The organism is Psychrobacillus syltrankelensis (assembly GCF_055454035.1).
In genome coordinates, this window is sequence record NZ_CM144227.1 from 2607208 (window position 1) to 2630036 (window position 22829).

The 22829-nt window shown below is 33.9% G+C and carries 23 protein-coding genes and 1 riboswitch; of the genes, 8 read left to right on the top strand and 15 right to left on the bottom strand.

From position 1 onward, the window contains the following. The 3 genes from ACTSKG_RS12580 to ACTSKG_RS12590 form a co-directional block, all read right to left on the bottom strand. A complete protein-coding gene (locus ACTSKG_RS12580) occupies nt 1-879 on the bottom strand; it encodes a carbohydrate ABC transporter permease (protein ID WP_464754937.1) in 879 nt (292 codons plus the stop codon). Nucleotides 880-886: 7 nt separating this feature from the next. Next, nucleotides 887-1930 carry an ABC transporter ATP-binding protein gene (locus ACTSKG_RS12585; RefSeq protein WP_464754939.1) on the bottom strand — a complete coding sequence of 348 codons (1044 nt, stop codon included), beginning with the start codon at nt 1928-1930 and terminating at the stop codon, nt 887-889. Nucleotides 1931-2118: 188 nt separating this feature from the next. After that, complete coding sequence (locus ACTSKG_RS12590) at nt 2119-3672, bottom strand: bifunctional metallophosphatase/5'-nucleotidase (protein WP_464754940.1); 1554 nt, start codon at nt 3670-3672, stop codon at nt 2119-2121. A 173-nt stretch (nt 3673-3845) separates the two neighbouring features. Between ACTSKG_RS12590 and ACTSKG_RS12595 the strand changes: the two genes are divergently transcribed. From ACTSKG_RS12595 to ACTSKG_RS12615, 5 genes are all read left to right on the top strand, one after another. Continuing rightward, on the top strand, nt 3846-4769 hold the full coding sequence (locus ACTSKG_RS12595; RefSeq protein ID WP_464754941.1) for a phosphate/phosphite/phosphonate ABC transporter substrate-binding protein: 924 nt from the start codon (nt 3846-3848) through the stop codon (nt 4767-4769). A gap of 102 nt (nt 4770-4871) precedes the next feature. Then, complete coding sequence (gene phnC, locus ACTSKG_RS12600; RefSeq protein ID WP_464754942.1) at nt 4872-5642, top strand: phosphonate ABC transporter ATP-binding protein; 771 nt, start codon at nt 4872-4874, stop codon at nt 5640-5642. Further along, on the top strand, nt 5639-6433 hold the full coding sequence (phnE, locus tag ACTSKG_RS12605; RefSeq protein ID WP_464754943.1) for a phosphonate ABC transporter, permease protein PhnE: 795 nt from the start codon (nt 5639-5641) through the stop codon (nt 6431-6433). The genes phnC and phnE (ACTSKG_RS12605) overlap by 4 nt, the downstream gene beginning before the upstream one ends. Beyond that, a complete protein-coding gene (phnE, locus tag ACTSKG_RS12610; RefSeq protein WP_387584405.1) occupies nt 6430-7224 on the top strand; it encodes a phosphonate ABC transporter, permease protein PhnE in 795 nt (264 codons plus the stop codon). The genes phnE (ACTSKG_RS12605) and phnE (ACTSKG_RS12610) overlap by 4 nt, the downstream gene beginning before the upstream one ends. A gap of 469 nt (nt 7225-7693) precedes the next feature. Further along, nucleotides 7694-9403 (top strand): methyl-accepting chemotaxis protein, encoded by a 1710-nt coding sequence (locus ACTSKG_RS12615; RefSeq protein ID WP_464754945.1) that lies wholly within the window; start codon nt 7694-7696, stop codon nt 9401-9403. Between the two features lie 309 nt (nt 9404-9712). On the opposite strand, the gene ACTSKG_RS12620 is transcribed toward ACTSKG_RS12615, so the two are convergent. From ACTSKG_RS12620 to ACTSKG_RS12635, 4 genes are all read right to left on the bottom strand, one after another. After that, nucleotides 9713-10621, bottom strand: coding sequence for a tetratricopeptide repeat protein (locus ACTSKG_RS12620; RefSeq protein ID WP_464754946.1), 909 nt, complete (start codon nt 10619-10621; stop codon nt 9713-9715). Between the two features lie 141 nt (nt 10622-10762). Further along, nucleotides 10763-11110 (bottom strand): 3-deoxy-8-phosphooctulonate synthase, encoded by a 348-nt coding sequence (locus tag ACTSKG_RS12625; RefSeq protein WP_464754947.1) that lies wholly within the window; start codon nt 11108-11110, stop codon nt 10763-10765. Between the two features lie 207 nt (nt 11111-11317). Then, nucleotides 11318-11770, bottom strand: a complete 453-nt coding sequence (locus tag ACTSKG_RS12630; protein WP_464754948.1) for a hypothetical protein — start codon at nt 11768-11770, stop codon at nt 11318-11320. A gap of 817 nt (nt 11771-12587) precedes the next feature. Further along, nucleotides 12588-12857, bottom strand: coding sequence for a DUF4190 domain-containing protein (locus ACTSKG_RS12635; RefSeq protein ID WP_464754949.1), 270 nt, complete (start codon nt 12855-12857; stop codon nt 12588-12590). Nucleotides 12858-13474: 617 nt separating this feature from the next. Between ACTSKG_RS12635 and ACTSKG_RS12640 the strand changes: the two genes are divergently transcribed. Further along, nucleotides 13475-13813, top strand: coding sequence for an ArsR/SmtB family transcription factor (locus ACTSKG_RS12640; protein WP_464754950.1), 339 nt, complete (start codon nt 13475-13477; stop codon nt 13811-13813). A 19-nt stretch (nt 13814-13832) separates the two neighbouring features. Further along, nucleotides 13833-14321 (top strand): SRPBCC domain-containing protein, encoded by a 489-nt coding sequence (locus tag ACTSKG_RS12645; RefSeq protein WP_464754951.1) that lies wholly within the window; start codon nt 13833-13835, stop codon nt 14319-14321. Between the two features lie 373 nt (nt 14322-14694). Here the strand turns inward: ACTSKG_RS12645 and ACTSKG_RS12650 are convergent, their stop codons facing one another. The 8 genes from ACTSKG_RS12650 to ACTSKG_RS12685 form a co-directional block, all read right to left on the bottom strand. Next, nucleotides 14695-15039, bottom strand: a complete 345-nt coding sequence (locus ACTSKG_RS12650; protein ID WP_464754952.1) for a hypothetical protein — start codon at nt 15037-15039, stop codon at nt 14695-14697. 70 nt (nt 15040-15109) lie between these two features. After that, complete coding sequence (locus ACTSKG_RS12655) at nt 15110-15388, bottom strand: hypothetical protein (protein WP_464754953.1); 279 nt, start codon at nt 15386-15388, stop codon at nt 15110-15112. 245 nt (nt 15389-15633) lie between these two features. Further along, complete coding sequence (locus ACTSKG_RS12660) at nt 15634-16173, bottom strand: GNAT family N-acetyltransferase (protein WP_464754954.1); 540 nt, start codon at nt 16171-16173, stop codon at nt 15634-15636. Between the two features lie 358 nt (nt 16174-16531). Further along, nucleotides 16532-17191 carry a hypothetical protein gene (locus ACTSKG_RS12665; RefSeq protein ID WP_464754955.1) on the bottom strand — a complete coding sequence of 220 codons (660 nt, stop codon included), beginning with the start codon at nt 17189-17191 and terminating at the stop codon, nt 16532-16534. Nucleotides 17192-17387: 196 nt separating this feature from the next. Further along, nucleotides 17388-17855 (bottom strand): hypothetical protein, encoded by a 468-nt coding sequence (locus tag ACTSKG_RS12670; RefSeq protein ID WP_464754956.1) that lies wholly within the window; start codon nt 17853-17855, stop codon nt 17388-17390. A 123-nt stretch (nt 17856-17978) separates the two neighbouring features. Further along, the gene (locus tag ACTSKG_RS12675; RefSeq protein ID WP_464754957.1) at nt 17979-18203 is read right to left on the bottom strand and encodes a DUF3953 domain-containing protein; all 225 of its coding nucleotides are present in this window, start codon (nt 18201-18203) and stop codon (nt 17979-17981) included. Between the two features lie 286 nt (nt 18204-18489). Continuing rightward, nucleotides 18490-18906 carry a PH domain-containing protein gene (locus ACTSKG_RS12680; RefSeq protein WP_464758026.1) on the bottom strand — a complete coding sequence of 139 codons (417 nt, stop codon included), beginning with the start codon at nt 18904-18906 and terminating at the stop codon, nt 18490-18492. Between the two features lie 969 nt (nt 18907-19875). Then, nucleotides 19876-21276 carry a purine-cytosine permease family protein gene (locus ACTSKG_RS12685; protein ID WP_464754958.1) on the bottom strand — a complete coding sequence of 467 codons (1401 nt, stop codon included), beginning with the start codon at nt 21274-21276 and terminating at the stop codon, nt 19876-19878. 336 nt (nt 21277-21612) lie between these two features. Continuing rightward, nucleotides 21613-21796, top strand: a riboswitch (Lysine riboswitch). A gap of 130 nt (nt 21797-21926) precedes the next feature. On the opposite strand from ACTSKG_RS12685, the gene ACTSKG_RS12690 reads away from it, so the two are divergent. Continuing rightward, a complete protein-coding gene (locus ACTSKG_RS12690) occupies nt 21927-22781 on the top strand; it encodes a transporter substrate-binding domain-containing protein (RefSeq protein ID WP_464758027.1) in 855 nt (284 codons plus the stop codon). The last annotated feature ends 48 nt before the right edge of the window (nt 22782-22829 follow it).

Consider the following 22829-nt stretch of genomic DNA (forward strand, 5'->3'; position numbering starts at 1 on the left):
TTAATAAGTAATTTTTTTCTTACTGAAATAAAATTGGATTAATGTAAAGATGAAAATAATTAGGAACAGGACATACGCAGCCGCGGAAGCAACTCCAAAATTCCATTCCCCGTAAAACTTGTCGAATACATAATAAACAACAGTTAGTGCACTATTGGAAGGACCAGCTTTCCCATCGAACAATGCATAAATCTCATCAAACACTTTAAATGAATTAATAATCGAAATGATGGATACAAAGAATGTAGTAGGTGCCAATTGAGGCAGCGTAACATGTATAAATCGATTCCAACGATTTGCCCCATCAATTTTTGCTGCGTTGTAATAGGTATCGCCAATCGTTTGTAAACCGGCTAGAAAAATAATAATGTTATAACCCAATCCCTTCCAAATAGATAGGATGATGAGAGCAGGCATTGCCCACTGTGTACTTGTTAGCCATTGAATAGGTTCAACTCCAAAGAAACTTAGAAAATAATTTAAGATTCCGTAATTAGAATGAAAAATCCAACGCCATACGATAGACACTGCTACAACACTTGTAACAAATGGGATAAAATAGATTGTTCTAAAAAATTTATTTAGCACGGTAATAGAGTTCAGCATTAAGGCAATCCATAAAGATAAAATAATGGAAATTGGTACAACACCTAGCACAAAGATAAACGTATTTTTCAGTGCCTTATGAAAGACCTCATCATTCCACAAATAAACAAAGTTATCAAAACCATATCGACGGACTACATCATTGAAAAAATCATAGTCGGCATAAAAACTCATTAAAAATGATTTAATCATTGGATAAATGATGAAAACCCCGATAACAAGCAGTGCTGGAAATAAGTAAAGAGTGGCTTTTATTGTTTCCTTGAGTTTCATCGTTCATTTACCCCTTTAAATAAATTCTTTCTCCAGTTTTTTGGAAAACTCGAATATCTGTTTTGTCTGCTTTAACGCATATTGCTTGTCCCGACACTATTTGTACTCCTTTTTGTAGGAATAAGCGTATTTTGTTATCTTCTGATCCAATAACAGCTAACGTATCTTTTCCTATGCGCTCCACATATTGAACTTCCTTGCTTAGCCCCGTATTAGAAAGGTAAATATTTTCAGGTCGAACAGCAATTTGTACTAGTTGATTTGGTGCTTCAACAGTTACTTCATAACCAAACGGGGTTTTTAGTACAGTATCAATAATTTCTCCCTCAAAATAGTTCATTGGTGGAGAACCAATAAAACTTGCTACAAATTGATGATTAGGTTCATCGTATAGATTTTCAGGAACGTCAAATTGCATGAGTTCGCCTTTGTTCATTAGTAAAACATGATCTGATATACTTAGTGCCTCTTCTTGGTCATGTGTAACGAAAACGGTTGTAATTTTAAGAGCTTGTTGGATTCTTCTGATTTCCTCCCGCATTGTGAGGCGTAACCGTGCGTCTAAGTTAGATAGTGGTTCATCTAATAATAAAATTTCCGGTTCTCTCACTAACGCACGTGCAATAGCCACACGTTGTTGTTGACCACCCGACAACATACTTGGTTTTCGATCCAATAAATGATCTATTTCCACAAGCTTAGCCATTTCTATTGCTTTGTTTTTTGCCTCTGATTTTTTTACTTTATGCATTTTTAAAGGAAACATAATATTTTGTAAAACAGTCATATGCGGATAAAGGGCATAGTTTTGAAATACCATCCCAATGCCTCGCTTCTCAGGGGTCAGTTTTGTTACATCCTTTTCATTAAATAGAATGGATCCATCGGTCGGTTGGTAAAGTCCTGCAAGCATAAATAATGTGGTACTTTTTCCACATCCACTAGGACCTAAAATGGATACTAGTTCTCCTTGAGGAATTGTGACAGATAATTCATTCACTGCAGTTGTATTTGAAAATTTCATAGAAACATTATTCAGCGTAATAGTCATCATCATTCTCCTTAAATACTTTTTGTGTAGCACATCAGTATATCAAGGAAGTTTCAGTAGAGCGTTGAGTTGTCGTAAAGATTCTATTAATATTCTGTAAATTTATTGATTAAAACAGAAAATAAAAAAAGAGAGTTGATAAGCTCAACTCTCTTGAAGAATATTTTATAGTATATTTACTATCTTTATTACCAAATAACTTTCCAATTGTGATTGACAGTTGCTTTAATAGTTTCTCTTTCAAGAATATAGTTAGCAAGAATTTCGGTCATATCCATAGTAATGTCTTTGACAACTGGTTTGTCTTTAAACATCATGTAATCTCCACCGCCTCCTGCACGGTAATTATTCATGACGACATCATATTCCCCATCAAGATTTAAAGGAGTTCCTTTATAGTTTAAAGTGGTTACTCGGTTTCCGATCGGATTTCGAATATCTAAAATATACTCAATTCCTTCCCACATATCGTAATTATAATGTTGGGGTTTTGGAAGAATATATGTTGGATTTACTTGAATTTTTCCTTCTTCATCTAGAACAAAGTAACGAGCATTTTGTTCTAAAGCATCTTTAATATCTTGTCCCGATAAACGAAGCACCTTCAATGTATTTGGAAACATATAGTTAGAAATAATGTCTCGCATTGCTACATTCGGTGCGAATCCTGGAGAAGAGTTGTTAAATAGTGATGTATTAGAAATCTCAACTCCTGCTATATCCATCTGTACTTTGTTAATAAATTCGATAAGGGGATGGTCACTTGTTCTAACTAAAAGCGGGTCATTGATTAACATATCTCCCTCAATTTTTCCAATGGGTTGATCCAGCCACTTTTGTGTTTCTACTTCATAAAGAGAAGTCATTTTTAGCACTTCTTCGTCCGCATGTACATTATCCACTTCTAACAACTGAGAAGTTTTGTTTATTATTTCATTTTGATCATTCAATGTAAGAACTATTTTGCCTAACAATTGCCCATTATTAGAAGGTTGAATAATTTCTACCCCATTAATATTACCGGTTAAAGAGCGATGTTGGTGACCTGTTAGTAAGATGTCAATACCTTCAACTTCCTGGCATATTGCATAACCTTGGTTTTCCCCAGTTAAATTTTCAGTTGGTTCACCCGTTTCAATATCTCGTTCAAAGCCGCCATGATAAGAAACAATCAGAACATCAGGGTTTTCTTGTTCTTTAATATATGCAACCCATTTCTTTGTTTCATTTAGGCAGTCTTTAAAAGCCAGACCCGCTATATTATGTTCGTTTTCCCAATTAGGTATGTAATGAGTCGTGACACCTAAAATTGCTATCTTTACAGAATTTATTTCTTTAATAATATAAGGACAACCAAAATAAGGTTGATTAGAGTCTTCGTTTACAATGTTAGCAGATAGCCATGGAAAGTTAGATTCACGTACAGCATGATTTAAAACGTCCATGCCGTAGTTAAATTCGTGATTTCCAATAATTGCAGCATCATAAGACAGATGATTTAATAATTGAATCATTGGGTTCTGTTTATCTTTCAAAAATTGAACATAATAGTATGTCAAAGGAGTACCCTGGATTAGATCACCGTTATCAATCAGAATTAGTTGATTATCTAGAGAGCGTTCCTGTTTTATTTTTGTAGCTAGCTTCCCAAGACCAAGATCTGCTTTTTCATTATTTCCATAGTTAATAGGATAGACGCTACCGTGAATATCGCTTGTTTGAAGTATGGTAATTTTCTTCATATATTATCTCTCTTTCTTTTTAGGGTTGTATTAAATAATATAGCATTATATCTTCAATGATAAAAAATCTCTAAATATTTCTTCAATTCCTTTACAATAAATTTAATTTATTTACAAAGTTCCTGTGGTATAATTTGTTTTGCAAAACCATTACAACTTTGGAGGTAACATAGATGATTAAAAAATTATCATTGCTTGTTTTATCATTCGCTTTAATCGCGGGTATCTTAGCTGGTTGTGGATCTTCGGACGAAAATGCAAAAACAGCTTCTGGATATGAACCAAAAGAGCTAACAGTTCAGTTCGTTCCATCTCAAAATGCTAGTACGCTTGAAGCAAAAGCGAAACCACTTGAAAAATTATTATCTGATCAATTAGGAATTCCAGTAAAAGTTAGTGTTTCTACTAATTATAATACGATTATTGAAGCAATGGCTTCTAAAAAGGTAGATGTTGGATTTTTACCACCAACAGCTTATGTATTAGCTAAAGAAAAAAATGCAGCAGAAGTAATACTTCAAGCACAACGTTTTGGTGTAAATGACGATGGTACACCGTCATCAGAGTTAGTAGACTATTATAAATCGTTATTTATCGTTAAAAAAGACTCTAACATCAATAATGTGAAAGATTTAAAAGGGAAGAAGATTGCATTCCAAGACGTTACTTCTTCTGCTGGTTATGTATGGCCTGCAGCAATGTTAATGGATAATGGTATTGATCCTATTAAGGACGTACAAGGTATCACATTAAAAGGACATGACCAAGCAGTTCTTGCTGTTCTAAATGGTGATGTAGACGCAGCAGTAGTATTCCAAGATGCTCGTAATATAGTAAAAGGTGACTATCCTACTGTATTTGAGGATACTAAAGTTATCCAATACACAGAAAATATTCCGAATGATACGATTACTGTACGTACAGATATGAGTCCAGAATGGAAAACTAAAGTTCAAGAAGCTTTTATTAAAATTGGTGAGAGCGAAGAAGGACATGCAATCGTTCGTGATATTTACTCACATGAAGGTTATACTAAGTCAGACGATAGTAAATTTGAAATCGTTCGTGAGTACGGTAAGAAAGTGAAAACGGAATAGAATAAAAGTCTTAAATGAATAACATTTCCCAACCATTCTGATATTAGCGGAATGGTTGAGTTTTTTTTTCAAATTTTATTATGGAAGAAAGTTGGTTGTGACGTGATTGAGTTTAAAAATGTTACAAAGGTTTACCAGAATGGAACAAAAGGACTAGATAATATTAACTTAACCATTCATAAAGGTGAATTTATTGTCATTGTAGGGTTGTCAGGTGCGGGTAAATCTACGCTGCTTAGATCAATCAATCGCCTACATGAAATATCAGACGGTGAAATATTAATAAATGGAAAATCTATCACAGCTGCAAAGGGTACTGAACTACGTAGAATAAGAAGAGATATTGGGATGATTTTCCAAAGTTTTAATCTTGTGAAGCGTTCTTCTGTATTAAAAAATGTTCTTTCTGGTCGAGTTGGTTACCATTCGACGTTAAGAACAGTTCTAGGACTTTTTCCAAAAGAGGATATTCAACTTGCTATGAAGGCGTTAGAACGAGTAAATATTCTTGAAAAGTGTTATTCACGTGCAGATGAACTTTCCGGTGGTCAACAGCAGCGTGTATCTATTGCCAGAGCTTTAGCGCAGGAAGCACAAATTATTCTCGCAGATGAGCCTGTAGCCTCTTTAGATCCACTAACTACTAAGCAAGTAATGGATGATTTAAAGCGAATTAATGAAGAGGATGGAATTACCACTATAGTAAATTTACATTTCATTGATTTAGCAAGAGAATATGCAACTAGAATTATTGGTCTAAGAGCTGGAAAAGTTGTTTTTGATGGTCCTGTCGAAGAAGCCACAGATGAAATGTTCTCTGAAATTTATGGTCGTGCAATCAAAAAAGACGAGCTACTGGGTGAGCAATCATGACGAATGAAAAAAGTAGTAAAACTATTCCGAGTCCTCCAGCAAAAACAAAACATATATTTACAGCTGTTTTTGTTATATTAGTTATCTGGTTGAGTGGAGTAAGAACAGAAACGTCTATGTCCGATTTATGGACAGGTATTCCGAATATGTGGGACTTATTAAAGCAGATGTTTCCACCTAATTTAAGTTATATTGATAACATTACGCCGGCTATGCTCGAAACCATTAGAATGGCAGTTTTGGGGACTACTTTTGGTTCTATTATTGCTATTCCAATCGCTTTATTATGCGCTAGTAATATTGTGAAATCTACCGTTTGGAATTATCCTGTACGCTTTATTCTAAACTTAATCCGTACAGTACCCGATCTATTGTTAGCAGCTATTTTTGTTGCAATCTTTGGATTAGGTCCACTTCCAGGTATTTTAGCTTTATCTATATTCTCTATTGGTTTAGTCGCGAAGTTAACGTATGAAGCAATTGAATCTATTGACCCAGGACCATTAGAAGCGATGACGGCTGTTGGTGCAAATAAAGTGCAGTGGATATTTTTCGGAGTTATTCCACAAATTTTAGCGCATTATACATCGTATGTTTTATACACTTTTGAAGTAAATGTTAGGGCAGCTGCTGTTCTGGGACTGGTAGGAGCAGGTGGCATAGGGCTGTATTATGATCGTACACTAGGGTTTCTTGAGTATGATAAAACTTCGACAATTATTATTTATACTCTTGTTGTGGTTTTATTTATAGACTATATTAGTATGAAATTACGGGAGAAGTTAATATGACAGAGAAATTAACTAAACCGAAGAAGAAGCATTTTCAAAGATACGTTATCATAGTTTTATTGATCCTTTTATATGTTTGGGCGTTTTCAGGTATGCCACTGAATGGTTTTAAAGAAACTGCTGGTCAAATTTCAAAATCTATTTTCAATGGAATTTTTCATCCAGATTGGGATTACGTATATCTTCCTGAAGGCGAGGATCTTCTACGAGGTTTATTAGACACGTTGATGATAGCTATTTTAGGAACATTTATTTCTTGTTTTTTATGTGTTCCATTTGCCTTTTGGGCAGCTAGTAATATGAGTAAGGGAAAGGCTACATCCAGCGTAGGTAAGTTTGTTCTTAGCTTCGTGCGTACTTTTCCAGAGATAGTAATGGCTATATTGTTTATAAAAGCAGTTGGACCTGGTTCCTTTGCAGGGGTATTAGCTTTAGGATTGCACTCAATTGGGATGCTAGGTAAACTATTCTCCGAAGAAATTGAAAACCTCGACATGGGACCTTCTGAAGCCTTACTTACGACGGGGGCTAACCGCTTTCAGATTCTATGGTTTGCGGTTTTACCGCAAGTATTGCCTGGTTTCCTATCATACACACTTTACCGTTTTGAGATTAATGTTCGTTCTGCAGCCATTTTAGGTATTATTGGAGCGGGTGGTATAGGTACACCGTTAATCTTTGCACTGAGTTCTCGTGATTGGAGCCGAGTGGGGATTATTTTGTTAGGTATCATTGTAATGGTTACACTTATAGATATAATTTCTGGATATTTCAGAAAGAAGATTATTTAATAAGTAATCAAATCAATTTCATAATTCAAATGCTCACTTATATAAAAGCGAAAATTTTTAACGATTTTTTACTATTTGTTCACCCTTCCATTTCGGGTGAGGCCGAGTCTACTATGAATGTTCAGTATTTTGATTAAAATAGCTATTTATGAAATTGATTAATCGATATTGTATTTAAAAATGAATATTTGGATGTACGAGAGATCTCTCTTTTAGCACGTAATAATGCTGAAGGGGGATTTTTTTTGCTCTATTAAACGATAATGTTGTTAATGAAGGCACCTGCTCAAAATGAAAATCTTTTTGCGGGTAAAAAGTCTTCTAAAAATTCAAACGAATAAGCATCCATTGGATTTATGTTACACTATAAAAGTGTGTAATTTGAACTATTAGAAAGGGAAGGTAATTAGGATTGTTGGGGAGTATAAGTGCAAATAGCGCTTGTATTTAAATGAAAGGGGTAAGGTCATTGAAATTAAAAAATGTCAGTATAGCAAGGAAGTTATTCGTTTTAATATTTAGCTCCATTATCATTTTTTGTTTGATCGGAGGAACTGGATTTTATTTTATGGGAAAGATGAGTAAAAACTCAACTGCAATGTATGACAATGCCGTTCTTCCTATAAAATGGCAAGCGCAAATACGAATCAATAATAGAGCTGTAGATAGTATGTTGTTAGAAATGCTGCTAACATCCAATAAAAAAAATAAAGATCAATTAAACGAAGATATCGTTTCGTATATGGATGATAATAAAGAATTAATAGAAAAGCTCGAAAATAGCTATTTAACTAAAAATGCAGATGAAAAAGTTAAACAATATAAAGTTGAAAATGAAAAATACATAACTGAATTACAAGAAATTATAAATTTCTCCACTAGAGGAAATAATACTTTAGGTTACGTAAGGTACCAAGAGGATGTTAAACCAACTCGAGAAAGACTAAACGCAATAATGAAGGAGTTAGGAAATAATTTAGAGAATCAAGCGGAAGAATTAAATAAAAACTCTATAAAGAGCAACAATATGAGTAAAATAATAATAATTGTAGTTATTATACTTTCGCTAGTTTTAAAAACTGGGCTTGGCACTCTAATTGTACGAATGATCGTAACTCCACTAAAAAATATTCAAGAACTAATGGTTCAAGCGGAGAATGGCGATTTAACCGTCGAAGGAAAGTATCGTTCAAAAGATGAGATTGGAGTATTAACTACTTCATTTAACAGTATGATGTCTAGATTAAGAGAATTAATGAAACAGGTTAATGGTACTTCAGAACAAGTAGCGGCATCGTCTGAAGAATTGACAGCAAGTGCTGAAGAATCAACGAAAGCAAGTGAAGAAGTTGCCTCTACTATACAAGAGGTCGCATCTGGGGCAGAGCTTCAAGTGAAAAATACAATGGAGAGTACAAAAGTAGTGGAAGAAATGGCTATAAGTATTCACCAAATAGCTTCTAATGCAAAAAATATCTCCACTAATGCATTAGTTACTTCTCAAAAAGCAACAGATGGGAATAAAGCAATTTACTCCACTATTGAACAGATGAGTTCGATAAATGCTACGGTTTCTGAATTATCCCATATAGTAAAAGGACTAGGAGACCGTTCTCAAGATATAGGTAATATAGTGGAAGAAATAACAAGTATAGCAAATCAGACAAATCTCCTAGCTTTAAATGCTGCTATTGAGTCCGCAAGAGCAGGAGAATATGGAAAAGGTTTTGCTGTTGTAGCAGATGAGGTTCGTAAATTAGCAGAGCAATCTGCCAATTCTGCAAATAATATTTCAGAGCTAATAGCATTGATCCAGCATGAAACAAAAATTGCCGTTCAATCAATGGATAAAACAACGAATGAGGTTGCTGGTGGAATAGACATTGTCAATAAAGCTGGGGAATCATTCGAACAAATACGCACTTCTGTAGATGAGGTGTCAAAGCAATTACAGGATGTATCTAATAGTGCTCAACAGTTATCAATCAGTTCAGAGCAAGTGCTACAAGCGGAGCAACTATTAGCTGAAATTGCAGATGAAGCTGCGTCAGGAACCCAAAATGTAGCAGCATCTATTGAAGAACAATTGGCTTCTATGCAGGAAATTTCTGCATCGGCTGAATCATTAGCTAATATGGCTAGCAGTTTACAAGAACAGATCAGTAGATTTAAAGTATAAACAGTGAAATATATGCAAGTTATTATTATTATTATTATTATTATTATTATTATTGGTTTTGTGGGCGATTTCATCACTGGGTGAAATCGTCTTTATTAAAAATAGGCTATGTTAAAGGTAAAGGTTGATTTAAAATGCACATAAAAAATGAGCTAGGATATGTTCTCCAAGCTCATTTTATTTTGTTGTCCTTTTTTGCTAAAGCACCCGTTCGTTTAAGTGCATTATTTCACAATCGTTATTTGGAATAAGAAAAGCGAGCTTCTATGACAAAGATTCGACTATCATGTTTGTCAGCCGAATCATTAATTAATATTCAGGATGATTATGTCGCTTACATCCAAATAGGTAGCAAGCTCCAGTAAGGTAAGTTTCAAATTCTAATTTAGGAACATATCCAGATGTAATAAGATTTATCATATCTTTATACTGATTATTCTCGTCCATTAACTTTTCAATTACCTCTTTCTTATCCGTTTCCGTCCAATTTTCTTCTACCTCTTCTTTTTTAACGTCTTCTATTACTTCTTCCTTCTCTTCAATGGCTTCTTGTATAACCTGATTCATAAGTGAGAAATTGTTAGTTTTAAATAGAGCATAAACAAATCTACCAATCCAATAAGGACTTTTCCCGTATTCTTTGTACCCCTTTTCAAACCATTGAATTGCTTCTTTATAGCAATTTAATTCAACATATAAATCAGCTACATCGATTTCACCTACAAAATCATCAGCTTTTTCGTTAAACACATCCAACTTCTCTTTAGCTTCTGTTGTTCGCCCTAGGTCAATTAAACATTTTACATGGTTATACATTGTATTATCCGAATCTCCTGAGGCTCGCAAGAAAAACTCCGAAGCCTCTTTAAACTCTCCAAGTTTATAATAAGCTACAGCTAAATTGTGATGTGCTTCATTGGATATTTGAATCGAAATGGACTTTCGCAATGCTTCTTTAGCTTCTTTCCATTGTTCTTGTCCAATGTAAATTTCCCCTAGAATGTTATAAGGAAAGTATGAGGATGGATTCATCTTAACAGCCTCGTTTATTAATTCAAGGGCTTTATCATCATCCTCTTCCTCATAAAGGTACATCCATGCAAGATTATTTAAGGATTGTACGTCTCTGGATTCGAGAACTGCTTGTTGAAACAGTTCCATCGCTTCCTCATATTCATTTTGTTCAAACATTTCAATTGCCTTCTGATTAGTGTTCAAATATGTACCTCCAAAGTAAGTTAATAATAAATAGATTAATTTACACAGTTCAACTATTCTGCACCTTTAGTTAAACAAGAAAGAAGAGCCGTCTAAGCAGCTCAACGATCTTCAAGTAAAGCACTCCGTTAATTCAAAGTGTTACTTTCCTAATTTAGCTTTGTAGTACGCTTCTTTTATAAAAGGTAACACTTTATTAAAATTGTATATTAAATCATTCATCGTTTGTATTGGCTTAACAAATCCTACATTGTAAACTCCCCATCTATCTTCTTCTGGTTCAATACAAACTGATAAATAGGGTTCATGTTCTACATCCCATATAATTCCTGCCCTACTCCCATCTGGTGCTTGCACAAAACCGTCTCCTGATGTACAAAATTCGCCTTCCTCATATTCAAAGTTAAAATGGTCTGTAATTTCTCCATAAATAAATCCATCCGTTTCTGTTTCCTTTACAAGTGGAAAACCACTATATACTGGTTTCATTTTAAATCACCCTCCTTAGAATATAGTTTTCCTTCTTCATCAATATTAATATAAACCAGAATTTCTTATTTAACTAAACTGCGGCTTTAGTTCAATAAGAAAAAAAGCTTTACTCCTTCTTGAAGTAAAGCACCTCGTTAGCTTAAGTACATTTCTTCACAATATTTTCGTTAAGTTCACAAAGACTTATCGCATTCGCTTAGTTCCTTAGTTACTCACTTCCCATTTGAATTTCCCATTATTTTGCTTAAGTTGTTGTTTCACCAATTCTAATTCATAGAAACTTAAGTTTGTTTTTTCTACAATCTCTTCGTTTGATTTACCTTCATTTAAAAGTGCTCTTGCTTTCTCGTATCTTGATACCTCAAACTCAAAATAACCACGATATAGTTTGAGCTGCTCTCTTACGTCCTTTAATTCCACATAGCTTGTTGGTATCAATCGAACAAGCTCTTCATCCGTTTTTCCTAATTGAATCAGGCTTCTTGCGATTCGATACCTTTCATTTACAGTTCCTGTACCATAACCCAGACTATACCCGTCATCCCAAGCGGTATCATAGCATTCTTTACAATGAAGGCATTTGTCTTGGTCTTTCTTAACAAAACCTGTAAGAATGATTACAGAAATTAATGCTATAAGAAAAAATGTTTGTTTCATAAAGCCACACCTTTTTATCTTAGTATGACCTGTTAGTTCACTAAAGAGTCAAATACGCATTATTCGTTTTTATTCTTCTTCAACTAAACTGCTTCTTTAGTTCAATAAGAAAAAAAGCTTTACTCCTTCTTGAAGTAAAGCACTTCGTTAGTTGAAGTACAAATATTTACACTGATTGTCAGTGGACTGCTATTAGGTACTAACTTAAAAAAGCGACAAGAATAAAAATCCACGAGTTTATAAACTCGTGGATTTTATCTTTTTATATAAAAAATAATTGTATATGAAATCGACTATTGAAACGAAATAGGCAAAACCGACAATTAATAATACGGGGGAATCGTAACCGTAATAAATAAAGTTTTGTGAATGTTGAGAAAGGAACCAAATTGTTGTTATGACGAAAAGAAAAATATCGAAAGCGATACATAGTGGGCGTTTAATGTTTTTTAGAGCAAAATTAAAAACGATAATTCTAAAAATAACAAATAGGAATAAACAAAAAAAATAAGCGGCGGTAGTATAGATGATTGATGGCTGAAATGATTCTGGTATCGTCGGCATCAGCGTAAACCCCCTTTGAATATTTTTATAAATAGTGTATCGATTGGAATTGTTATAAAGTAGGAAACGAAATTATGATTCCAAAATTTAAAAAAGTAAAATTCTTATATTGCATACGAATTTGACGAGCAAAAAGAATCATTATTGAACTAACCTGCCGCTTTAGTTCAATAAGAAAAAAGGCTTTACTCCTTCTTGAAGTAAAGCACCCGTTAGTTTAATATCTCAATAACATAAGTTAGATAACCCCTAACTAGAAGTTAGAGTTAGATAGTAAAAGAAAAGGAATCAAACCCAATAACATAAAAATTTGAATGATTAGTCCAACAATACTACAAATTAAGCCTGATGTTGCTAACCCACTACCGTTTTCATTAGTTTTTTCAATTTGTTTTACAGCCTTTCTTGAAAACACTATTCCGATAACACCTAATACTAATCCAATAAAAGGTATTACTAATGATAGAATACCAAGAGTTAAAGAGATAACTGAATTATTGTTTGTTCGAACTTTTTCAGACATTTACAACTTCTCCCTTCTAAATAAATAATAGCATTTCTTTGTTTAACTTCACGAACATTTTTCCAAATTTCCTCAACAATCTGTCTCGATTTCTGAATAAAAAAGAATGTCAATTATTAAACTAAACTGCCGCTTTAGTTGAAGAACTTTCTAGGCTGTCTCCTGATAGCCCTGTTCCGCTAAAGCACCCGTTAGCCATCCATGCAGCACAAAAAAATGCTGCACCACAGAGAATGAAAATGGTTAGGAAGTGTCAATACTGATACTGACCTTAATCCAGTCAACCGTAATCCATAGACTTATTTACGCTCTCCTCTTTTTTTTTAACGATTAAGTAGGGGTCTTCTTAAGTATTGTCATTTTTCATTTCTTGAAGAACTAATTTTCATGGGAGTTGAAGAAGGAAAGTGAAGCTTATTCCACAATCGCGCCCTTTGAAGATTGTGCAACAATATTTTTAGATAAATAGATGCCTATGATATTTCACAAAAGTCTTTTAACATAAGTAATGTCTTTAATAATTTGTAATAATCATTTATTATTAATATTCCTTGACAGGAATATTCCTTTTTAGGTATATTACGAATACTAATTAAAAGGAGGTGGGAGAATAAGAGATGGATTATTCAACAATCCTAAGCACTCTTGCCGAGCCCAGTAGGTTAAAGATTGTTGAATTACTTCGTAAGGGCCCACTAACAGTGGGGGAAATAGCGGACCATATTCATATTCGCCAGCCTCAAGCATCTAAACATCTCCGTGTACTACATGAAGCAGGAATGGTGGAGTTTGATGCAGAAGCGAATCGTCGAATCTACAAGCTGAGGTCAGAGCCCTTCAAAGCCTTAGATTTATGGCTGAAAGAATACCGTGACATTTGGGAAGAAAAATTCGACAACTTGGATCGTTATTTGGAGGACCTGCAAAAGAGAGAAAATAAAGAGAATGAAAACTAAAATTATTGGAGGAATCACAATGTCAACTCAAATCAAAATCACTCATACTTTCAATGCTCCACGTGAACTTGTGTTTAAGTCATTAACTAAATCAGAACACCTAATGAATTGGTGGGGTCCAAAAGGATGGACATTTGAGGTTTCTAAATCGGATTTCCGTCCGGGTGGTGTCTTTCACTACAGCCAGAGACCTGTTGACGGCAACGTAATGTGGGTTAAATTTGTATATAGTGAAATTATTACACCAGAGAAAATTGTTTACACCAGTTTCTTTTCTGATGAAGAAGGTAATATTGTACGTGCACCATTTGACGCAAATTGGCCAATGGAAACCCTGAATACCATTACGTTAACCGAGGACGCAGATAAAACAACTCTTACAATGATTGTGGCTCCCATATCTCCGACTGAGGAAGAGATCAAAACCTTCGAGGATTCAAAAGAGATGGCTGAGGAAGGTCATTCCGGAACCTTTGATCAATTAGATGAATACCTAACAAAGATTTAAGTCGTTTAAAATAGCCACAACAAAAACAAGACCATCGGTGTTTTTTGTTATTTATGACCATCCCTTCTTTAGCTTAACAATAATTAGTTTAAAATTTCATCGTTCGTAAAATAAGTTACTCTACAATCTGGCCAGATTGTTGAACACAAGTTAAACAACACTCTTCAACTAACCTGCGGCGTTAGTTCAATAAGAAAAAAGGCTTTACTCCTTCTTGAAGTAAAACACCCGAAAGTTCAACAATCATCTTATTCTTCCTTATTTCAATAAAAGACCGCGTCGTTTGTTAAATACAAATTCCCAAGTAATTTGTAAATTATAATAAATAAGTGATGCAATTATTCCAACAGACAAAAAACCAAATGTCTCTGAATTATATTGAATTTCGCCATTTGAGAGTATAAACAAAAAAAATCAAAGTGCTAATTATTCCTGCCAGAATATACCAAACAGATTTTCTCAAGTATCTAATAAATCTTGAATAATGTTGATGTTTTACACTCATTTTATCAATAAAAAACGACCAAATAACGCCTGCAATTATAAAGACAGGACCTGAGAATATGGCGTAAATAACAAAAAGTCCTGATAGAGAATTATACGAACTATTCGGCTGTCTATTAGAAATAGGTTCATACGCAAATATAGCGAGTGAAACACTAAATAAGACTGTCGCAATAACTCCTATTAAGATTCGTTTAACTATTTCACCTATCACTTATTAACCTCCTTTCATTGTTACCGCTTGCCTTCTTCAACTAAACTGCTGCTTTAGTTCAAAAACAAAATTACGATTTTATTTCTTTATCAAGAAGGTACAATAGCTTTCTTCGTGCTTCTTTACTACGAATAATTTTTCTAACACGAATTGTGCCTTGTAAATAACGTCTGACTTGTTTATTTACAAAAAACAAACGGTGATATTTTTCATCCTCGTAAACCTTTTTAAACCAATCGTATTGATTTAACCTTTCAATATTTTGGTCAATTTTTTTCGTATTTAAAGTGTCACTATATCCAACACTGCCGAATAATCCTGCAATTAATTCAAATAAAAAACTAAGCATAGCTTACTCCTGTCTAATTTTGCTTTTGAGAATTCTCTCCTGATTGTGTCTAATCCTTATTCAACTAACCTGTTGCGTTAGTTTAAGTGTAACATTTCACATTGTACATAAAAATAGACCATCGAAATGATGGTCTCGTTTCACTAAAGCACCCGTTTAAGTACATTACTTCACAATCTCCTGGTCGAATGATCCCTAAATTGTGTATCAAAAAGCTATCAACGTTGTACTTGTATCGTTTTGGATTATTGCAATAGCATACTTTTAAAATCACATTTAAGTATTGCCATAATAATTTCATCGGAGTACACATCATTGTAATATAAGGATTGACGTAAGACTCCTTCTTTTACAAACCCAACCTTTTCATATGCTCTAATTCCACGCAAATTATGGCTAAATACTTCTAACTGTAAACGATTTAATTGGAGTTGTTCAAAGACAAAACTTAGAACAATTTTTATAGCTTCAGTACCATATCCTTTTCCTGTTAATGAAATGGAAACCATCGATATCCTGAATCCTGCTTTTTTGTTCTCCTCATCTATAACGAAAATCGATAACTCTCCAATCATTTCGTCAGTGCCTTTTAAACAAATAGCGAAATCATAGCGGCTTGAATCATTATTAATATTTTCAATATGTGTCTTAATTTGATCCAATGAAAAATTAGAATTGGTTCCAGTCATATAACGTATTTCTTCATCCATTGTATTTTCTAACATAATAGGTGCATCAAACTCAGAAAGAGGTCTTAAATAAATTCTCTCACTCTCTAATCTCATTTAAACTTTCTTCTTAATTTCTGTTGTTTTATGTATTGTTTAAAATATATGAATCTTACTTTGATATTACATGAATCTTATAATGCTATGAAATACCAAAAACAAATAATAAAAGTTTTATACCTAAAAAAGTACAGTTTTTTGCTAATGCTATTATTACTGCTTATCATTCTACTTTTAATGACCATGAATTTTATACAGATGTTCTAATGTTGATGGTCTCGTTAACTAAAGCACTTCGTTAGTTTAAGTGTAATTCTTCACAAACTTTTTTTTTTTCGTTTAGGCAATGTTACTTCGTTCAAGACCCCGAAGTTCCTCTAAACAGGAATGCTGACCGTTATTTGAAGAGAGAAAATCAGATTACCACTGTTTTCTTGTCTATTTTCAACTGATTTACTATGGAGGAAATTAATGTATCCAAAGGGTTAATTATAGACTGTGATGTCATATATTCAACTTCCTGAGATGCATCGACCATAGATAATTGAGCAACGGAGATAATTTTATTTTCTTTTATAATTGTATTCAGGAATTTGGATAATTCTTGATTATATTCGTGTTTTAGACCTTGCATTATCAATTCAAAAGTATTGTTAATGACAATTACCTCTATATCTATGGATTTTTGATGATTATAAGCATATTGGTTGAGACGCTCCATTGTCCCATCAACAGTTGCAGGATTTGTAAATAGGATTGTTTGAGGTTGCTGTATATTACAAATGAATTCAAAGTAGGGTTCATCAATTTTTATGATTGGCACTGATATTGAGAGTTGTTCTTCCTGTAGAATTGCAATATAGTTTGTGCAAGTAATGAGAATGGCATCAACATTACATTGGGCAATCCATTCTACTTGTTCATCTACTACTTTAAAATTCTCATCTGATGTAACCCTATACATTAATGCAGGGTCAACAAAATGTATTAATTCAATGTCATATGTGGAAAGTGCGTTTTCGATATACTCAATATTTGAATAATGGGCATGTAGGCATCCTAATCTTTTTTTCAATTGTAACTCCACCTCTAATATGTTTCTGATTATTCTACCAGTTTATATATGGAAATATCTATGAAAATGAAAATAAAATCTCCAACGGTTTCTTTCACTAACCTGCCGCGTTAGTTTAAGTGTAACATTTCACATTTTACATAAAAATAGACCATCATTTTTTTTGATGGTCTTGTTAACTAAAGCACCCGTTAGTTTAACAATATCGTTTCTTTATTATTTCTATGGAAGCTTCATCAATTCCAGTAATATTTGAAATTACTTTTATTTCAATACACTCTTTTAGTGCTTTTCGTACGGTGTTCAAGTTCTGTCTTATTTCTAACATTTTATATTCTACGGGAATACTGTCAAAATCTAAAAAATCGTCTAATACTTCCCCATCCAAGTCAAATTCAATGCAGTATGTTCCAATTTCCTTATCAAAGTAAAAGATATTTACAGTAAAGAATACAGATGCTTCAACCGTTGAAAATGGATACTTAATTTGAATGGATTCTTCTTCAACACTAATGAATTCTTCGTACAGCTTCCCTTTAAAAGTGTCCAAATAATCGTATTTATCTTCCGTCTGCCATTTCTTAAAACAGTCCCAAAATCCCTTAATTGTTTGATTTTTGGCATCGTGTTTTCGTTCCCATTCTAGTAAGGTTTTCGCGTTCAAATTCATCCCCCATTTATTATTTAGTATAAGCTATTTACCAAATTTCTTATTGAACTAACCTGCGGCTTTAGTTCAATTAGAAAAAAAGTTTTACTCCTTCTTGAAGTAAAACACACCGTTAGCTTAATAAGCATAAATGACGACAAAAAATGCAAATGCAACTGCAAGGAAAGAAATTATTGCACTTGTTTTCCGTTTTGCTTTTAGTTCCAAAACCCCCGTAACCAAAACAGAAACTCCTAAGAACAACAGCATATATGGCATAAACTCAAAGTTTTTAGTAATAAGACTATAACCTGCTAATGCAAAAGCAATAATTGATGAGATGATTCTTAATATTTTTAACATTTTTTCTCCTCCATTCAATCACAGTGCAAATTCTTGTTTAATCACATCATTTTGAATCTTTATTCCACTAAACTGTTGCTTTACTTTAATACGTACGAAACAAATGGAAGTTCCAATTTTAAATAAATTTTCCATTTGATATAAGCATAAATCCATTTTTCTTATTCGACTAAACTGCTTCTTTAGTTCAATAAGAAAAAAGGCTTTACCCCTAATTGAAGTAAAGCACCCGTTAGTAGAATAAATTGTATTACCTTACTTTCCCTTTTAAATATGAACTCCTTGATTAAGATATGATTTTGATATGTTGACATCGTTTGGAGAGTATTTTTATGAACTCCTCTCTATCAAAAGGAGAAATTAGTACAGAATTATATTGACCGTATTCAATCTCAAGCCTTTTTAAAGATAACGCAGGACTTGATAATGGGTTATTTGTTTTTTTTACAGACGTTATAGTGTCTAATGGAATATTTCTTTTAAAAGGACCAAACCTGATAGTTAAGTTGTTATCTTCTATGACATAAAAGGTGGTTAACCACATCCATAAAATAAAAATTGGTAAAATAATAGAAAGCGAAAACATAATTATAAGTCCCAGAGTATCCAATGTTTCATCAATAAGTGCATAAACACCACTTCCCAGAATAAAAATCATAGATACCCAAACGATAGTGGATAACCACCAATCTTTTCGTGACATAAATTTCAATAGGTTCACCTCCCAGGAATTCAAAACTTCTATCTTTATTACGATTAACCTAAGTAACAAGATTCATGTGCGTATTCAACTAAACTGCCGCTTTAGTTTAAGTGTAACATTTCACATACAATAATATTTTACGAAAAATCAACCCTTACCTATAACATAGCCTAAAAATAAGAAAGCATATAAGTTTTATGCCATGAACAGGAATTTCCGCTACAGGCGGACGCGTTCCAGGGGGCAAGCATCAAGCCGCTTCGGGCCAACACGACGTTGGTCACAAAGACGTTGCCACACGATGTGGTGCTCTTAGCCTTTGAACAATTGAATGTTCCGTCCAGGGTCTTGATTTGCTTGCTAATCCCCTAGGAGTCGCCGCCTTCCGCTCCAATCTACAGTGCAAATTAGAAAGACGATATGTTGGTCGAAATACTGGATTGGTACTTTATTTTGTTCATCGATAGAACAACTGGACATAGATTTGTTGATAAGGAAATGGAGTAGCTTCCGAAATTGTATCTCTGGCACCTTAAAAAGTAGGACAGGATATTATCGTTCATCATCCAAACAAAACGAGGCGACGGACAAACATCCGCAACAAAATTACAGAAAAAAATGGATCGAGAAGTGACACAATCACTTCTCGATCCATAATTCTAACGGTAATAGTGTAGCGGAATTTTTCGTCCAAAGCACTTTAGTAACGGTGAAGGACATCATGCACTTAAATGGCGCTTGAGAATAGAAGAAATAAATATTGGATTTTGATGTTTTGAGGTAATTAGTAGTGTAAAACCAATCATGTGATCAGCATACTATAAACACAACCTCAAGAAAGAAGCGCGAAAACAGTGTGAAAACGAATTGTGTGCCTAATAAAGAACAGCATGGAAGTAAGTAAATAGAATGAATGGAAAGCTGATCGATTGGTTAGTAACTCAGAAGTGAGAACAAAATTTTTATATATTATGCAACGTAGTCATCCTTAGGGATATCGTTAGGGAGATTTTTACTGTAATATTTTCCTTTTGTAGATACGGCTATAATCACAGTAAGTATAGCTGCTAGAATTGCTGCAAAGAATGCTGCGGTACTTTGTAAAAATGCCCCCATATAACCTAATGCTGCTATTGTACCTAGACAGCTTGATATAAGTAATGATATAACTCCAACGGGATTCCATTTATATAAATATTCGTGTCGGGCCTCATAATAGCCAGGACCGATTTTTAATAGTTTTTTTACAATCATGGCATCACTAACGATTATAGCTGCCCAAGCAAGTAAGAAGACTCCTTGGAATGTCATCGCTGTATCTAAATGATTCACGATATCACCAAGCATTAAAGCCATTGCACAAACTCCTGTGACAACAACCCAAAATCGTCTGCCGGGTGTAAATTTAAATATGTTCTCGAAGAAATTAGAAAGTGATAAGGAACTACTGTATATATTCGTAACGTTTATTCTTAGTTGAGTTAACATAGTGAATAACGCACCACCAATACCGAGGAGCAGTACGATATAAACACCTGGATTTGGTTCTCCTAAACGAACACCAAACCAAATACCAAGACCACCCATAACTCCAAAACAAAAGATTTGTGGAATAAATCCGATAGCCACTGATCCTATTTTAATATCCTTAGGTTTAAGGAATCGGGCATAATCTGATGAAAGAAGGGCTGTGAGTCCCATTATTCCATGTTGCATTCCTATACAAAGTAGTAAAGCTTGTCCTCCCATTTGAACTCCTTCTGGCATATATGTCCAAAAAGCTCCTTCGTAAACGGAGGGAGTGCGGAATGATGCTATTATTGTGATCGTTAAAAAAATTATGAAAATCGGTAAAGACCACTTTTGTAGTTTATCGAGTTGTTTAATTCCGAACCAATTTAATGGAATTACAATTGATCCGAAGAAGATGATTAGTGCCCATTTTGGTAGGGAGGGTAAGAAGGTGTGAATTGCGGAAACTAAAATCAGGCCTTCAAAAGCACAATACATGATGAAGTTTGTTGCATAAATAAATGAGGTTAACGATGCGCCTATGTAGCCAAAACCTCCACCTCTAGATAATAGGTTGACGTTCATACCAGATTTTGCTGAAAGATAAGCAATGAAAGTTCCGAGTATACCCGCAACGATTATCGCATATATGGAGGATATGATGGCATTTATGGCTCCAAATTGAAGTGCCATAACGCTTCCCATTTGAAAATAAAAAATTGCCGTTGCGATACCGAAAGTGATATTGGTAATACTAAACCAACCCATCTTCCTTTGATCTCGTGGCACTCTATCTAATGAATAATCATCTTTCATTTCTTCTGACACTTTGTGATCTGCGACTTGGACAGACCCCATAATATCAACTCCTTTTTTGTATGATAACATTAAAAACCTCGCTTCCATTTATTGTATATAAATTCGTATATCACTTCATTCGATTTCTATTATATCAGTAATACCAACGATTTATCAAACTCAGTGATTCCTGAACTTATGGTTAATGGCTATTAAATTTACTCATCCAATAGTGATTTAGGGCTTTGAAAAAATGTATTAGAAGGTATGTATCTATTTTTTAGAACATATTTTTCAATTTAGAATATTGTTTTTCATCGTAGATTAATTGACAGATAGAGTTTGTTATTGTAGACTATGAACAATAATTAAAAATTAAATATAACCTCACTTATTTGGTGGGGTAGAGGCGCGATATTTAACAGTCCTTAGTGGAGTTTGAGAAGCCATGATTCTAGGGAGAAGGAAATGTCGCCGAAGTTTGTAATAAATCTCTGTATTACTTGCTGGGTCTGTAGTGAATAACTCCAGGACTGTCCATTATAATCATCCCGGTTTATAATGGTGTGCTATCTCATTTGGGAAAAGTAGAGGATTTAGGGCAACTATACATATTGCGACCTGAGTTCATCTCAGGTCTTTTTTTGTATAGATTGTCCTTTTTTTATATCCAAACACATAAACTAAATTTAAAAAGGGGAGAAACAATGATGAAAAAGAAGTTATCAATATTTATTGGGCTATTCCTTACGACAATGTTGGTATTGGCAGGATGTGGAACAAGCTCAAAGAGTAATGGTTCAGGTTCTTCTAACAATGATACAAAAGAAAAAGATACATTTACGATAGGATTAGAAGCAGGATATCCACCTTTCAACTGGACACAGATGAATGATTCTAACGGCGGAGTGAAGCTTGACGGTAATGCAGAATACGCAGGTGGATACGATGTAGAGATTGCCAAAAAGATTGCGGATGGATTAGGGAAAAAATTAGTAATTGTAAAGACAGAGTGGGATGGTCTTGTACCAGCGTTAACTTCTGGAAAAATTGATGCAATTATGGCTGGGATGTCACCTACAAAAGAACGTAAAAAAACAATCGATTTCTCAGATAACTACTATACATCTAATTTTGTTATGGTAGTAAAAAAGGGCGGTCCTTATGAAGGAGCAACATCTATACAAGATTTTAAAGGTGCTAAAGTAACTGGTCAGTTAAATACATCACATTATGGTGTAATCGATCAAATTAATGGCGTCAAAAAACAAACAGCTATGGATAACTTCCCTGCAATGCGTGTTGCATTGGAATCAGGTAAAATTGATGGTTATGTATCAGAACGTCCAGAAGGAATTAGTGCTTCATCAGCTAATGAAAACTTTGCGATGATAGAATTTACAGATGGATTTAAAGCACCGGAAGAAGAAACAGCAGTTGCAGTTGGGCTAAGAAAAGATAGTGATTTAACAGATAAAATCAATGAAATATTAGCCAAAATATCAGATCAAGACAGACAAGAAATTATGGATAATGCAATAAAAAATCAACCAGCTGCAGAATAATGATGAGGATAACCGGCTGCAACTTCCAAGCAGTCGGTTTTCATGTTT